General features: G+C 27.4%; 23 protein-coding genes. 14 read left to right on the top strand and 9 right to left on the bottom strand.

The window, feature by feature from the left end:
* The 3 genes from PHC28_RS07945 to PHC28_RS07935 all read left to right on the top strand — a co-directional run.
* Window positions 1-3,579, top strand: a 3,579-nt coding sequence (locus PHC28_RS07945) for a DUF4815 domain-containing protein (RefSeq protein ID WP_300098393.1), incomplete at its 5' end; no start/stop codon positions are given.
* Window positions 3,576-3,740, top strand: a complete 165-nt coding sequence (locus PHC28_RS07940; protein ID WP_300098391.1) for a hypothetical protein — start codon at window positions 3,576-3,578, stop codon at window positions 3,738-3,740. The genes PHC28_RS07945 and PHC28_RS07940, both read left to right, overlap by 4 nt.
* Window positions 3,740-5,053 (top strand): LamG-like jellyroll fold domain-containing protein, encoded by a 1,314-nt coding sequence (locus PHC28_RS07935; RefSeq protein ID WP_300098388.1) that lies wholly within the window; start codon window positions 3,740-3,742, stop codon window positions 5,051-5,053. The genes PHC28_RS07940 and PHC28_RS07935 overlap by 1 nt, the downstream gene beginning before the upstream one ends.
* On the opposite strand, the gene PHC28_RS07930 is transcribed toward PHC28_RS07935, so the two are convergent.
* From PHC28_RS07930 to PHC28_RS07915, 4 genes are all read right to left on the bottom strand, one after another.
* Window positions 5,047-5,331: a hypothetical protein gene (locus tag PHC28_RS07930; protein WP_300098385.1), complete on the bottom strand. Its 285-nt coding sequence runs from the start codon at window positions 5,329-5,331 to the stop codon at window positions 5,047-5,049. The genes PHC28_RS07935 and PHC28_RS07930 overlap by 7 nt on opposite strands.
* A gap of 47 nt (window positions 5,332-5,378) precedes the next feature.
* Window positions 5,379-5,522, bottom strand: a complete 144-nt coding sequence (locus PHC28_RS07925; RefSeq protein ID WP_300098382.1) for a hypothetical protein — start codon at window positions 5,520-5,522, stop codon at window positions 5,379-5,381.
* Window positions 5,523-5,573: 51 nt separating this feature from the next.
* Window positions 5,574-6,788, bottom strand: coding sequence for a multifunctional CCA addition/repair protein (locus PHC28_RS07920; RefSeq protein WP_300098379.1), 1,215 nt, complete (start codon window positions 6,786-6,788; stop codon window positions 5,574-5,576).
* 68 nt (window positions 6,789-6,856) lie between these two features.
* On the bottom strand, window positions 6,857-7,108 hold the full coding sequence (locus PHC28_RS07915; RefSeq protein WP_300098376.1) for a hypothetical protein: 252 nt from the start codon (window positions 7,106-7,108) through the stop codon (window positions 6,857-6,859).
* 137 nt (window positions 7,109-7,245) lie between these two features.
* Between PHC28_RS07915 and PHC28_RS07910 the strand changes: the two genes are divergently transcribed.
* Window positions 7,246-7,974, top strand: a complete 729-nt coding sequence (locus PHC28_RS07910; protein ID WP_300098373.1) for a PhoH family protein — start codon at window positions 7,246-7,248, stop codon at window positions 7,972-7,974.
* Between the two features lie 3 nt (window positions 7,975-7,977).
* Window positions 7,978-8,268 carry a hypothetical protein gene (locus PHC28_RS07905; protein WP_300098371.1) on the top strand — a complete coding sequence of 97 codons (291 nt, stop codon included), beginning with the start codon at window positions 7,978-7,980 and terminating at the stop codon, window positions 8,266-8,268.
* A 45-nt stretch (window positions 8,269-8,313) separates the two neighbouring features.
* Here the strand turns inward: PHC28_RS07905 and PHC28_RS07900 are convergent, their stop codons facing one another.
* From PHC28_RS07900 to PHC28_RS07885, 4 genes are read right to left on the bottom strand one after another with little or no spacing between them, the layout of a single operon-like run.
* Window positions 8,314-8,529 (bottom strand): hypothetical protein, encoded by a 216-nt coding sequence (locus PHC28_RS07900; RefSeq protein WP_300098368.1) that lies wholly within the window; start codon window positions 8,527-8,529, stop codon window positions 8,314-8,316.
* A 2-nt stretch (window positions 8,530-8,531) separates the two neighbouring features.
* Window positions 8,532-8,714 (bottom strand): hypothetical protein, encoded by a 183-nt coding sequence (locus PHC28_RS07895; protein ID WP_300098365.1) that lies wholly within the window; start codon window positions 8,712-8,714, stop codon window positions 8,532-8,534.
* Between the two features lie 19 nt (window positions 8,715-8,733).
* Window positions 8,734-9,006 (bottom strand): hypothetical protein, encoded by a 273-nt coding sequence (locus PHC28_RS07890; protein ID WP_300098362.1) that lies wholly within the window; start codon window positions 9,004-9,006, stop codon window positions 8,734-8,736.
* Window positions 9,007-9,064: 58 nt separating this feature from the next.
* Complete coding sequence (locus PHC28_RS07885; protein ID WP_300098359.1) at window positions 9,065-9,307, bottom strand: hypothetical protein; 243 nt, start codon at window positions 9,305-9,307, stop codon at window positions 9,065-9,067.
* A 146-nt stretch (window positions 9,308-9,453) separates the two neighbouring features.
* On the opposite strand from PHC28_RS07885, the gene PHC28_RS07880 reads away from it, so the two are divergent.
* The 9 genes from PHC28_RS07880 to PHC28_RS07845 all read left to right on the top strand — a co-directional run bounded on the left by PHC28_RS07880 (window position 9,454) and on the right by PHC28_RS07845 (window position 13,159).
* The gene (locus PHC28_RS07880) at window positions 9,454-10,188 is read left to right on the top strand and encodes a hypothetical protein (protein WP_300098356.1); all 735 of its coding nucleotides are present in this window, start codon (window positions 9,454-9,456) and stop codon (window positions 10,186-10,188) included.
* Between the two features lie 34 nt (window positions 10,189-10,222).
* Complete coding sequence (locus PHC28_RS07875) at window positions 10,223-10,663, top strand: hypothetical protein (protein WP_300098353.1); 441 nt, start codon at window positions 10,223-10,225, stop codon at window positions 10,661-10,663.
* Between the two features lie 22 nt (window positions 10,664-10,685).
* Window positions 10,686-11,378: a hypothetical protein gene (locus PHC28_RS07870; protein ID WP_300098350.1), complete on the top strand. Its 693-nt coding sequence runs from the start codon at window positions 10,686-10,688 to the stop codon at window positions 11,376-11,378.
* Window positions 11,378-11,536, top strand: coding sequence for a bacterioferritin-associated ferredoxin (locus PHC28_RS18340; protein ID WP_367278009.1), 159 nt, complete (start codon window positions 11,378-11,380; stop codon window positions 11,534-11,536). The genes PHC28_RS07870 and PHC28_RS18340 overlap by 1 nt, the downstream gene beginning before the upstream one ends.
* On the top strand, window positions 11,526-11,711 hold the full coding sequence (locus tag PHC28_RS07865) for a hypothetical protein (protein ID WP_300098347.1): 186 nt from the start codon (window positions 11,526-11,528) through the stop codon (window positions 11,709-11,711). Before PHC28_RS18340 ends, PHC28_RS07865 begins: the two co-directional genes overlap by 11 nt.
* The gene (locus tag PHC28_RS07860; RefSeq protein ID WP_300098344.1) at window positions 11,708-11,926 is read left to right on the top strand and encodes a hypothetical protein; all 219 of its coding nucleotides are present in this window, start codon (window positions 11,708-11,710) and stop codon (window positions 11,924-11,926) included. The genes PHC28_RS07865 and PHC28_RS07860 overlap by 4 nt, the downstream gene beginning before the upstream one ends.
* Window position 11,927: 1 nt before the next feature.
* Window positions 11,928-12,161 (top strand): hypothetical protein, encoded by a 234-nt coding sequence (locus PHC28_RS07855; RefSeq protein WP_300098341.1) that lies wholly within the window; start codon window positions 11,928-11,930, stop codon window positions 12,159-12,161.
* A gap of 65 nt (window positions 12,162-12,226) precedes the next feature.
* Window positions 12,227-12,535 (top strand): hypothetical protein, encoded by a 309-nt coding sequence (locus tag PHC28_RS07850; RefSeq protein ID WP_300098338.1) that lies wholly within the window; start codon window positions 12,227-12,229, stop codon window positions 12,533-12,535.
* Between the two features lie 102 nt (window positions 12,536-12,637).
* Window positions 12,638-13,159 carry a hypothetical protein gene (locus PHC28_RS07845; RefSeq protein WP_300098335.1) on the top strand — a complete coding sequence of 174 codons (522 nt, stop codon included), beginning with the start codon at window positions 12,638-12,640 and terminating at the stop codon, window positions 13,157-13,159.
* Here PHC28_RS07845 and PHC28_RS07840 read toward each other — a convergent pair.
* Window positions 13,142-13,857, bottom strand: a 716-nt coding sequence (locus PHC28_RS07840) for a hypothetical protein (protein ID WP_300098323.1), incomplete at its 5' end; no start/stop codon positions are given. The genes PHC28_RS07845 and PHC28_RS07840 overlap by 18 nt on opposite strands.

Genomic DNA, 13,857 nt, shown 5'->3' with positions numbered 1-13,857 from the left:
GCTAATACTGATATATATCGAGTAAATTCAATAACAGATGCGGCAGGTAATGATATAAAAGCAAATTTTTGGACATGGATTGGTCAAACTGATACTGAATATCAATTAGGAAAATTGAATAAAAAAAATGCTGGATATAGAATTCAATCTACTGCCGAGATGACTCTTGAAAAAGTTATTGTCAATTATGATTATTTTGAACATAGTATAAACGGAGATTATTTTTCTGTCAATAGTTATGACAGTTTTACTGTCACGAATGATTATAATAAGATTCCTAAATATCAATCTAAAAATAATCAAATATATTATCTATCTGATTGTATTGATTTTAGGCCAGATAATTTAGGTTCATCAACATTAAATATTATTCAACCATCTTTGAATAAACAAATGGTTTTAGATGTAGATTATTATCTCCCAAGAAAGGATATTATTACTGTAGATATTAACGGCAATGTAAATTATAGAACAGGTACACCAAAAGCATATGCATCACAACCATCTGCATTACCTGGTGAATTAGGTCTATATCATATAAGAGTTGCGCCATATGGTTTTGATTTTACAAGAGATTTTACTGTAAATGTATTAGAACATCGTCTATACAAGATGGAAGATATAGGAAGATTGTATAATAAATTCAATAAATTCAAAGATAAAATAGAATTTAGTTTATTAGAACAAGAAACGATTGCTATGTCAATCAAAGATGTTACTTCTGGTACAGAAAGATATAAAAATGGGTTGATTATTGATGATTTTTCAAGTTTCAATAGCAGTGATTTAAATAATGTTGATTACAAATGTTCATTATCAAGAGAACTGAAAGAACTTCACCCAAAATATTCAATGTTTAGTACCGATTTTTATTTTGATGAAATCGCTAGTACGAATTATAAAAAATTCGGAGATATAATAATTGGGGATTTTGTAGAAAAACAATTTTTATCTCAAAAATCTGCATCTAGAAGTATACCAATAAATGAACATGATGTTACATATTACATTGGTAATATGATATTGGTACCAAATATCGATCATTTTGGTGATATGGAAGAAAGACCAGTTCATATTATTGAACCAGAAGCTAAAATAAACCAAGTACAAAGTATATTGAATTCAACAGGACTCGTTGGTCTTGAAGATGGACTTTGGTCAAACTATAATCAAACGATTGTTAAAGATAATGAATTTTTACGTCCGGGTTCAGAATTAGAGCAATATGTTTTTCCTGATAGGGTAACTCTTTATTCAAATTTAGATAATAAAGATATAGCTGTCGTTCCTTATGCTAGACCAACAAAAATTCAATTTTTTGCTAATGGTATGAAACCTAATACTAGAATGTATTGTTTCTTTGATGGTAAAGCAGTAAATGCATATTGTAGACCCCTTACAACAGAAAGTATCATCAATACACCGATTAAATCAGATTCCAACGGTAATGTTATTGGCGAATTTAATTTACCAGAAAAAAAGTTTTATTGTGGTAAAAAAATATTCAAAATAACAAGCGATATCAATAATTCACCAAATACTACGAGTCCTGTAAGTAGTGTAGAAGCAGTATTTTTCTGCGGTGGATATGAAAACGACGATGATTTAAAAAATACTAATAATTGTTTAACACCATTATATAAACCAAAAAATACTGATGATGCAGGTCTGTATAATTTCGACCCTATTGCACAAACTTTTATCGCCGATAGAGATTGCTGGTTAACAAGTATTGATTTATTTTTTGATTATATTGACCCTACAGATGAAATACATATTGAATTATGTACAACAGAAACAGAAGATGAAATTCCTGGATCATTTGTCATTGGACAATCTGGTATATTAAGAGGTAATACGATAGTAGGCGATGATTTATCAACTGTAGCAACTAATTTCAAATTATTATATCCTGTATTTTTACGATCTGATTCGAGTTATGCAGTCGTAATTTATAATAAAAATAGTGAAACTAGATTATGGAATTCTCATCTCGGAGAAGAAGACATTGAAATATACGGCAAAGTAATTTCAAAACAAATTGATACAGGTAGTTTTTTCAGAAAGCGCGGTAATAAATGGACCCAATATTTCAATGAAGATTTGAAGATAAATTTTTATAGAGCCGAATTTCTAAATAAAACCATGAAAGTCGTTTTACGAAATAAACCTATCAGTTGGGCTAATAAAAATGCAAGTCAAATTATTGAAACACAATCCGCACAAAATAAAATTAGAATAAAGCTAAATGACCATGGTATGTCAGTTAATGATAAAATTAGCTTAGATTGTTTAAAAGATTATTGGATTCAATTAAATAACGGAAATTTACCATTAGCATATGGGCAAAAAATAGTAACTGCAACAGGATCAGGATATGTTGCAAATATACGAATAAAAAATGGTAATTATCAATATAATTTAGAAAACACTACTGGATATTTCTTAAGTTTACAGGATTTCACTTTAGAAAATTTTACGCCAACATTAAGTGAACAAGTATTGGTTGATAGTTTCTTACAAACTTCAGTAACTTTTAATTCAACTCAAGCAAGTATAGGTACAATACAAGGAATATATACAAATACAGGCACAACAAATATCGCTCTTGATACTACAACATTAGCAGGATTAAATATAAATGATTTGAATACTGAATTAAATATAACAGATATTGATACAACAGATAGTTTCTTAATAACTATGCCATATTCAGCTAGTAAAGATGAATATACATATAATAATGAATTTAATATTCAAACAAAAATCAATAAAAGATATGATAAATTTAATATTAGTGGTTCATTTATTACTAATAACTGTAAGGGCAGCTGGGTATATTCAGGAACACAATATTCGATGAATGGTATTTTTACTAATTTGGATTATGTAAAAGATGATGATATGGATATAAATTTAGGAAGAGATATTCGGTTAAAAGTTCCACATAAAATTGCCACATCAAGAAATGAAGCATTAAAAATGGTAGGAGAAACCAGTATAACTTTAACAGGTAATTTTAACAGTGATATTAATCCTAATAAACCTATCGATTGGAAATATAATAGCCCAATGTTTAATATTAAAACATTCAGCGCTGTATGTATAGCTAATAAAGTTGATAACTATTCAGACTTCAGTGTTAATGTTGTACCAAAACCATATAATTTTAATTTATTTGTTGATGAATTATACAGTTTAGGTGCAGGAGGTTCAAGAAAATATAAATATGTAACAAAAATGGCGAAATTAAAAAATGCAGCATTTGATTTATTTTTCGCTTTTGATGTATATAAACCTCGTTATGCAGATTTCAAAATATATGTTAAATTTATCAAGGTGGATGAATTAGCTGATATAGATCTTATTAAATTTGTTGAAATTGATGTACCAGATTTAAAAGATTTCACATCAACAAGTATAAATGATATGACGAATATTTTTATAACAGCTAGTGATTATCTTGATCCATTAGATTTACCACAGTTCAGAGCATTTCAGGTTAAATTAGTAGGTATTTCAAAAAATCCTGCTGAACCACCAATATTTAAAAATTTTAGAAGTATAGCAATAACATGATAGAATATAGTAAAGAAGATGGGTATTTAGTAAATAATTCAGATTCTCTTTATTATGATATTCTTAACCGAAAACAACAAATAAATAGAATTAAAGAGCTTGAAGAAAAACAAATTCAACTCGAAGAATTAATTAAAAAATTACTAGAAAAAGGAATTTAATGTTTTCAAAATATACATATAAACCATCTTCTACGCTCGCTAATGTATATGCAGATATTATAGCAATCATAACAGGTGAAACTAATGTTGCTAATTTATCTGCTTCTTGCGATCAACCTAATACGTCTATTTTAAATACAACCGCATCAGGTTGGGTAGCAAACGGTACTAATTGGAATATTTCTCAAGCAAATCCATTAACACAAACTACTGCAACCAGGACAGGTACATTTGGTTCTGGTACTATATCGAATAATGATATCTTTTATTCACCAACTCAAAATAAATATTACGATTTTGGTTCTTGGAGTACATTATCTCCTGCAGGGTTGGTTCAATTAAGTTATTCAACAGATGCATCAACAAATCTCACTCCTGTTACATATTCACTGAATTCTCCATCTACGAGTTCTATTGTTAATAAAATATCGTGTATGGGAGATAACGGGGCGTATGTTGTTTGGTTGATTTCTGGTGGAACAACAAATTATGCATATTATTCTGCAAATGGAACAACTTTCGCTTCAACAACTGCAATAAATGCTGATTGGAGATCAATTACGAGTTTAGGTTCAACATTCGTTGCAGTTGCATCTGGTGTTGGTGGAGGATTAGGTGGTACAGTTTCTGCTACTTCAACTGATAATGGAGTAACTTGGAATAGTGTCGCGATACCAATAGGTAATTATCAAGCAGTCATATCAAATGGTACAATTGCAGTTGCAGTTGGTAATAATTGTTGTGCAACATTTGATGGTACAACATGGACTTCTAGTGTTACATTAAAAACAGATATTGTTAATTTTGGAACAGCTAGTGGTAATTTTATAGGATCAAACAATCCAATAACAATACCAGATTCAAATTTATTTGTATTGACCGCAGATTTTACTATTGAATTCTTCATATATGTAACTACTACAAATCCAAATTATATTATTTTAGGTTCTGACTATACAGGAGCTACAATAAATAATCAAATTCAAATAAATCAAAATAATAGCAATACAATTGGAATATATAATGGTTCTTGGTATTCAAGTAATTCAACAGTTTCTATTTCTGCAAATACTTGGCATTATATAGCATTATCTAGAATAGGTACAAATCTATATATCTATTACGATGGCAATCAATTAGGAACAACAATCACTAATGTTACAGGAACTTTTAATTTTAGAAATGGCGCAATTGGGGCACTTAAAGGATATAATTCTCAATTTTTTATTGGCAGAATGGATGCTCTACAAATAGTAAATTACGGTAAATATAATACATCAACAATTCCATTAACACCAGATTATATTCAATAAATAATTGTATCCACTACGATTTTACCGTTTCCTATTACCACTTCTCCACTAATAGGGATATCTTTAAGATATTTCGTATCATTATTCAAATTACGCCATTCTTTTAAACTTGTAAACCATTCTACACGGTAAGAAATTTTATTGAACTTGATACGAAATTTATATTCCTTACCGTTATGTTTAACGGTTTTCAAATAATTTTCGTTTCTATCTAATTTCCAAGTTAAAGATAGTTGTTCTTTGAATCTTGCGATAGCTGCTAGTTGTTTCTTAGTCATAATATATTCTCCACGAAATTTAAAAGATAATTTATTATAAATTAAAATTATTTTTTGTCAATAGATTTAATAGCTATTTTTAAAATAGTATTTTCTAACTCCAAATATTGATTTCGTTTTTCGAGATAATCATTTCTTTCTTGCAATTTAGTAACTAATAGTTTCAAATCATTAAATAATGTTCTAATCATATACTATACCTATCATTATTTCAAAACATAAATAATTATAAATTTATTTATCTATTTTGTCAATAAACTTTTACATGTATTGATTCTTTTTCTCCTTACTTCCATTTTCATTTTTTCACCAGTAAATTTCTTTTCAACCAAATCACTTACATCTGTTAATCTAACTTGTTGTAATACAAACATGATTTCATCAACTTTAGAAAAAGGTACTTTTATGATTGTTGGACCTCTACCATTAGCATCACATACTGAAGCAATTAACATTCTCTTGAAATTGAGTGGATTTCTAAAAGCATCACACCGTTCAAAAATATTGACAACTGTTTTAGGATTTAATTTATTCCAATTATGAATATTCAAGTGTTCTCTACTTGTCATCATACCAACTTTTTTAAATTCAGTTGGCATTTTTAGTCTATCACACAATTGTTCTACCAATGGTATTCCAGCTTGTTCATGTCTATGATGTTTTGGTAAATCTTCTTTTTTCGTTAAACCTTTACCTAGATCATGAACCAATGCTGCAAATCGTACAACAATATCATCAGTAAAATCAACAGCTTCTTGTAAAACAAGCATAGTATGAATAAATGCGTCACCTTCAGGGTGCCATTGTTCAGGTTGAGTTTGTCCTTTAAGTTTCCACAATTCCGGAAATAAAATTTCAAGTGCACCTAATTCATCTAATACTTCAAAAAAGATCCACGGTTTATCGAGTTTTAATACTTTTTCTAATTCTTTAAAAATACGTTCAGATGTTAAAGCATTCAACATACCTTCTTCAATCATTACTGATATCAGTTCTTTTGTTTCTTCTGCAATAACAAACCCAAATTTTGCAGCAAATCTAGCAATTCTTAAAACTCGTACAGGATCTTCAACGAATGCAACAGAAACGTGTCTGAGAATACCATCTTCAAGATCTTGTTTGCCGTTATATGGATCAAAAATAGTATTTGTTTCGATACACATCGCAATAGCATTGATAGTGATATCTCTCCTCAATAAGTCATCTTCAAGAGATACCCTTTCAGTGATAACTTCAAAATCAGTATATCTATTACCAGTACTTCTTTCGATTCTTGGTAAAGCATATTCTTCCCTTGTTTCTGGATGCAAAAATACCGGAAAATCAGCACCAACTTTACTATATCCTAAACTTAATAATTCTGCTTCAGATATACCAGTGACGATATAATCTATATCATTACTTTCAATACCAAGTAAAGTATCTCGAACGTGGCCGCCAACCATATATGTATTCATAAATATTACCTCGATTTAAATTTTCAATAATTATAAAATAAAAATAATATATTGTCAATAATTTTTATTTAATCTCTTATCGTAATTAAATTTTGAAATTCTCTTCTAATATTATTTTCTCCTATTTTAATCCCATATTCAAATACACTTTTGATAGCAACTGATACGAAGTATTCATCTGCTATCGCAGAAAAATCAAATATACATCCTGGTACCATATCGTGCATAACATGTGAATCTTCATGACAAATAATGAAACCTAATTTCTCAAGTAATTCACATCGACGAATCAATTTAGTATTGTTCTTTTTATATAACATGCCGAAATCCTATGAATTTAAGATAAAAATATATTATAACATATTTGAAATAGATTTTAAACTATAAATAATTAGTGTCTTAAGAATTATTGAATTTTTATTATCTAATAAATTTTAAACTAATCAAGGATAGATCAATGCAGAAAAAACGAATGAAACGCAAAGATAAAATTCAACAAGCACAAAATCAACAAGGAAATGTTGATAATTATGAAAGTAGATATGAAAATGCACCAAAAAACAGTAATATAAAATTAATCCCTAGATCAGATGCACAAAAACAATATTCAAATATAATAAATGCTAATACTATAATATTTTGTGAAGGACCCGCTGGTACTGGTAAGACTCATGTGGCCGTAGTAAAAGCTGCTAGATTATTGGATGAAAAGAAAATTAAACAAATAGTATTGTGTAGACCTGCCGTTGAGGCAGGGGAAAAATTAGGTTTTTTACCAGGTACCATGGAAGAAAAATATATGCCTTGGTTGAAACCAATTATGGCAATATTGGTACAATGTTTTGGTCCAGGATATACTGAATACCTATTTAAAACGAATAGAATAGTAGCAGAATCATTAGGATATATGCGCGGAGTTACATTCAATGACTCATTTGTTATACTGGACGAATCTCAGAATACAACGCCTGAACAGATGAAGATGTTTTTAACTCGTATTGGAGAAAATTGTACAATGATTATCGACGGTGATACTGAACAAAAAGATATTAGAGGTATAAACGGACTAACTGATGCTATTTGGAGATTGAAAGAAGAAAATAGTGTTGGTCACATGAAATTTACAGATGATGATTGTATTAGATCAGAAATGTGTAAAACAATATTAAAAGCATACAGGAAATGATAAATGAAAACTTATCAAGAATATATTACAGAAATTACTTGGGAAAAGAGAAAAGAATTAGAGTATGAATTAAGACATGAAACTGAACAAACCAATGATATTAAAGCTATTGGTATGTACATGTATAGAATTCCACCCGGTCAAGAAGATATAGCATCAAGTCTAGCTATAAAAAAAACTAAAAATGGAAAATTTGGTATGATAAAATATAATAAATCAGGTAGAAGTTTTATGTATAGAAAACAATTAGCAGATAAAGAATTTGGTGAAGGCTATTGGGTTGAATTTAAATAAATAAAAATTATCGGGAGTAATATATTTTACTCCCGATATGATCTTTCAATTTGATCTAACACTCAATAATCTAAATTCACCTAACTGCGCCGCATATCCAATATATTTCATCACATCGCATATATCACCACTTACTTTTATACAATCCCCTCCAAAAGTCGAATAATCTTCGAATGTGACATAGATAATAGAATCGTTATTTTCTGCATAAGTTCTAATTTCTTTACATCTTTCTTTTGAGCACCAAAATAAAGCGTACATAATTAAAATACCACCGTATCATATTCTTCAAATATGAATCTTCCGAGTTCGATTTTATTCCCATAACTATCATATGTATATGGAATAATTACTTCTTTATGCTCATCATTCCATTTAATTTCATAACCATGACATTTTACTGTTGTCATTGTTCCGTTTTTATAAAATCTAATTTTCTTATTCATAATATAAAACCAAATTAATTTAAGCTACACGTGGACCATTGTCAATCAAATCAGGTGAAGCTGCGACGATTTTTTTAATTGAAAATGATACACTTTCAGGATTGATCGCTCCCATAATGACATTATCAATATGAGTCGAAACAAATCGTAATACTTCAACTCCCTGTGCAATATTTTTTTGTTGTTCTTTAAACATAACAGTCATCATTTTAATATTTTCACGCTCGACTGAAATTTCGACTTTACCAATTTGATTCAATTTACTAAATACTTCTTTTTCACTCATTTTCATGATAATTTTCCTATGGTTTAAAAATTTTTAATAAGTATATATTGATATTTTAAGATTGTCAATTAAAATATTTTAAAAATATACATGTTTTTATATCAATTATTTTGATTATTATATACAAGTTTTCACTGCTTCCTCGATAAATAATATCAGAATATATTTCTTCGCCGTGTATAGATCCAACTGGAGTAAAACCATATTTATCTACGATCTTATATTTTATCGTTGTTTTTGGCAGTTGAGCTTTCCATGAAAGAGTTTCATCATCCCAAATAGCAATAGCTTTTGTTTCATCATTCATAATAAATACCTTATTGTTCAAAAATTTTTAATAAGTATATTTTAAAAAATACAAAATGTCAAATAAATTTTAATTTTGTTGATGATAATCATATATTCTTTAAAGATAAATTATAAATAAAATAAAAATATTGTCAAGAGGAAAATATGGCTATCACAAATCGAACAGATTTCATCAATTATTGCAGACGAGCTTTAGGTGAACCAGTAATTGAATTAAATATCGCAGATGAACAAATAGAAGATAGAGTAGATGATGCTCTTAATAAATTCTGGGATTTTCATGCAGATGGGAGCATTAAAAATTTTATTGTCTACCAATTAACCCCATTAGATATAACCAATAGATATATACCTATCGAAGATAATACATTAAGTGTATTAAAAATATATCCACAAAATTCATATAGTAATATCTATAATCCTCAACAAATGTCAATAATTCAAACTGTTGCAAATAGTATTGTTACATCTGGTGGAATGGTATCATATCTTATTCAACAACAATATATTGAAACCATCAATCAATTTTTTAATAGAGAAAAAATGATCCGATTCAATCGATATTCTGAAAAATTGTTGATAGATACAGATTGGTCAGAATTTAAAGCTGGTACATATATATTGATTGAAATTCAAGAAAAAGTTTTACCACAAGATAATCCTAATGTTTGGAACAACGGATGGTTGAAGAAGTACGCAACTTCTTTAATTGGTATTCAATGGGGATTAAATCTTAGTAAGTATGATGGTTTCCAACTTCCATCAGGAATGGTATTAAATGGTTCAGTAATATTACAACAATATCAAGATATGAAATCTTCGCTTGAAGAAGAATTGATATCGACTTGGCAACTACCAATTGATTTCTTAATTGGTTAATAAATATAAATTTTTAGTAATAAAGGCATTAATAATGACAAAAATAATTTCTGGTTTTCCTGGTATTGGTAAAACATCATTCTTCGAAGAAAACAAAAAAAATTATAATATTTTAGATTCGGATTCAAGTAATTTTAAACATAATTTTCCACACGATTATATTCAAAATATCATCTCAAGAATAGATGAAAATATATGGGATTTTATTTTAGTTTCTTCCCATAAAGAAGTTAGAACTGAATTAGAAAAATATGATATACATTACACTTTGGTATACCCTGAACATACATTAAAATATGAATACATTCGAAGGTTTATTAATCGAGGATCATCTATTCAATTCATAGATAAAATACACGATAACTGGGATTCATACTTAAATGAAATAGAACTCGAAATATTTCCAGATAAAATAATATTGTCAGATAATGAATACTTATCTGACTGGATACCTTATCTGTGGTTCAATAAATAATATTTAATTTAGGAGTTTTAATATGGCGATTTCACCATATTTCAATCATTTACATTCTAAAGCTGAACAAAGTTTATATCGCAGTTTAACACGTGAAAATTTACGAATATCTGGTATATTAGTTTATTATATACCAAGAACTGATGAATTAAAAGATAGTACTCCATTAGCAAATAATATTACTCTCTCTGATAATATTTTGAAAGAATCAGTTAAAACGAGTTTCCTATCAAATTATCAAATAGAAGTATATTTTAAAAACGTTGGGGGTGATGGTGGTGAAGGTGATATAATGAGTAAATTTGGTTTCGCTCAAATGCTAACAAGTATATATGTTATGTCAAAAGATTCATTCGAAGAATTAAATATACCATTAAGAAATAGACCTAGAGAAGGAGATCTATTATATGTAGGCGATATGGTTGATGATCCTATTGCAAATGGTTCTTTTACTAACAATTTATTCGAAATAACACACGTTACAAAAGATACAAATAATTTTTGGCCAACGGGTAAATATTTTGTATATGAACTTACTTGTCAATTATACACACATGGGTACGAAAAATTCCAAACTGGTAATGCCGCTATTGATGCTATGGTACCTCAAAATACAAATGATATAGATGTTGCGTTAGGAATCAATACTGCAGTGAAAAATAAAGAAAATACATTAATTGATTTTAGTCAAAATAATCCATTTGGTGGAATATAATGTATATCTGTATTTGTAATGCAATAACAGAAAATCAATTACAGAAATTAGTTGATACAAAAACAACTTTCAAAGAAATATATCTTCAATATAATTTTAAAAATAATTGTCGAAAATGTATCAAAGAAATTAACGATAAAATAAAAAATGTTAAGTAAAGAATTAGTATTATTAAGAGAATTGTTTTATCTGATTAGTTCTGATAAAACATTATTAACCAAAACAAAAGATGGTTGCTGCGGAGATAAATATGAAGTGTATATTTCTGAAACAGCTCTTAAAATATCAGAAATATTAAAACATTTAGAACCATATAAACAGGAATTCTTATGAGTTATGATTTATTCGATTTAGCTAAAGATGCATTAACAAATAATATAGAATATGCTGATCAAGAACAAACAAATAATAGAAAAGAAATATGTAATAGATGCGAATTTTTACAAACAAGCGTGTTTGATAAATTGGGTATATGCGGAAAATGTGGTTGTATGATGAATAAAAAAATACAATTTAAAAGAAGCTCATGTATTATAGGTAAATGGTAATATGGATAATAAACAAATAACTAAACGAGTACAAACATTATTAACAGTATTAAGTGGCACAAAAATATTGTATAATAATGGAGTCGAAAAAATTTCAGAAGATGAAATTGAAAAAATTTCAAAATCAATTGAAAAAGATTTTGAATATTGGTGGGTTAGAAATGATGCGGATACATTTTATTATCAATCATTTCTAAATTGGTTAATAAAAAACTATAAACAATTAATTAAATAAGGATAAATAAATGAAAACATTTTATGAATTTTTAAATGAAGAAACACGATTCACATTATCAAACAATGAAATTAATAATTTCAATAAAAAACAGATATATCTTAGATATAATAAGTAAACTACATTATAAATTTTCTCAATACAAAAATAAAGCATTATTAACAAAAGATCTTAGTTTATTCTATGCTGAAATTAAAACAATAATAATGAGAATAAATGAAGGGACAGATTCTAAATCTGCTTTTAACGATGTTGTTAAATTCAGAACTAAATTAGTAGATGAGGATATGTATGATCCACATCGCAACGCTTCAGAAACAGATATATCTGAATGGGAAGATATTAAGAAAGAATTAAAGAAAGATATATTCTAATTCATATTTTTATAAGATTTATTATATTTGTATAATAATCTTTATTTATTTAAATTTTTCAATTATAATATTCATAATTTAAATATTTTAAGGAATTTTATTATGAATACAATTGACGCAATCCTTAATAAAAAAGTTATTGATTTAGCTAAAGAATATCAAAAGCAATTAAGATATACTTATGAAGGATTAGTTGAATCATTTGGTATTAGTATGAAAGGTATATATGCTTCAGGCTATAGTGAATTATTCAAAACTACTATCAAACCTATATGTGATTATAGTAAAGATGTGCTGAAACCAAATGATCCTAATCCATATATTATCAATGAAGATAAACTTGAAAAATTTTCAATAAAATTGGCTCAAGATTCAATATTACAATGGAAAGCTAAGATAATTAAAAAAATAGGTAATATAAAAAACATACATTGTGAAAATATCAATAGTACAAGTTTTTATATAACAGGAGAATTTAATGAATATTACATTAAAATTGAACAACAAATGATAGTAAATATATCTTCAAAAGGTAAATTATTCAATCAATTTCCGGCAAGAATATATGTTGACGGTAAAAAAATAAGCGAATCAAAATATAAACAGTTAATTAAAACTGAATAATTCCTCGTTTTTATTTCTATTATTAAATTTATTCAAATGCGATTTTGTTACTTTAACGTCTATCCAATGATTATAATAATTTTCTTTCTCTAAACATCGATGATCAATCTGTTCCCTTAATTCTAAATAAGACGCTTCTGCTTTTGATTCACACAAATAAAGGATTGTACGTTTAAATAAGGTACAATCCTTATCTTTCATAGCAGCATGTAAAAATTCATTACTACCATAATAAAATTGCCAATCACTTACTAATTTTATATTCTTATTTCTACCATTAACTATTTTTTTTCTTCTGAAGAAAAAAGTTTTTTTACCAATATACCATTTATCATTTAATGTATCTTCTATAATATAAACGAATGATTCAATATTCTTTGGTATATCTTCGATATTAAAATCGTTTCCTTGATATTGCCATTTATTCACATATAATTCAGCTCGGGTATTTTCATAGCTCGACTTATCATGGATAGAAATAATTTTTCTATTATAATTTAAATATTCTGATTTGTCAATAGCTGTTGGATAAAAAAATTTCCAATTACTTTCTTCTGTACCAGCCTTATTCCAGAATAATTTTTTACCAACATACTTTTTATCGCCATTACTAATTTCATATAAGAAGCCATATTGTTCTGTAGTAATTGTTTCTAATACAATATCATTATAAATCCATTTATTATTATATTCTTTTA

Source organism: Flavobacterium sp. (assembly GCF_028712645.1).
Classification (GTDB): domain Bacteria; phylum Bacteroidota; class Bacteroidia; order Flavobacteriales; family Flavobacteriaceae; genus Flavobacterium.
Note: the sequence above shows the minus strand (reverse complement) of the source record. Positions and strands in the feature narration are given on the sequence as shown.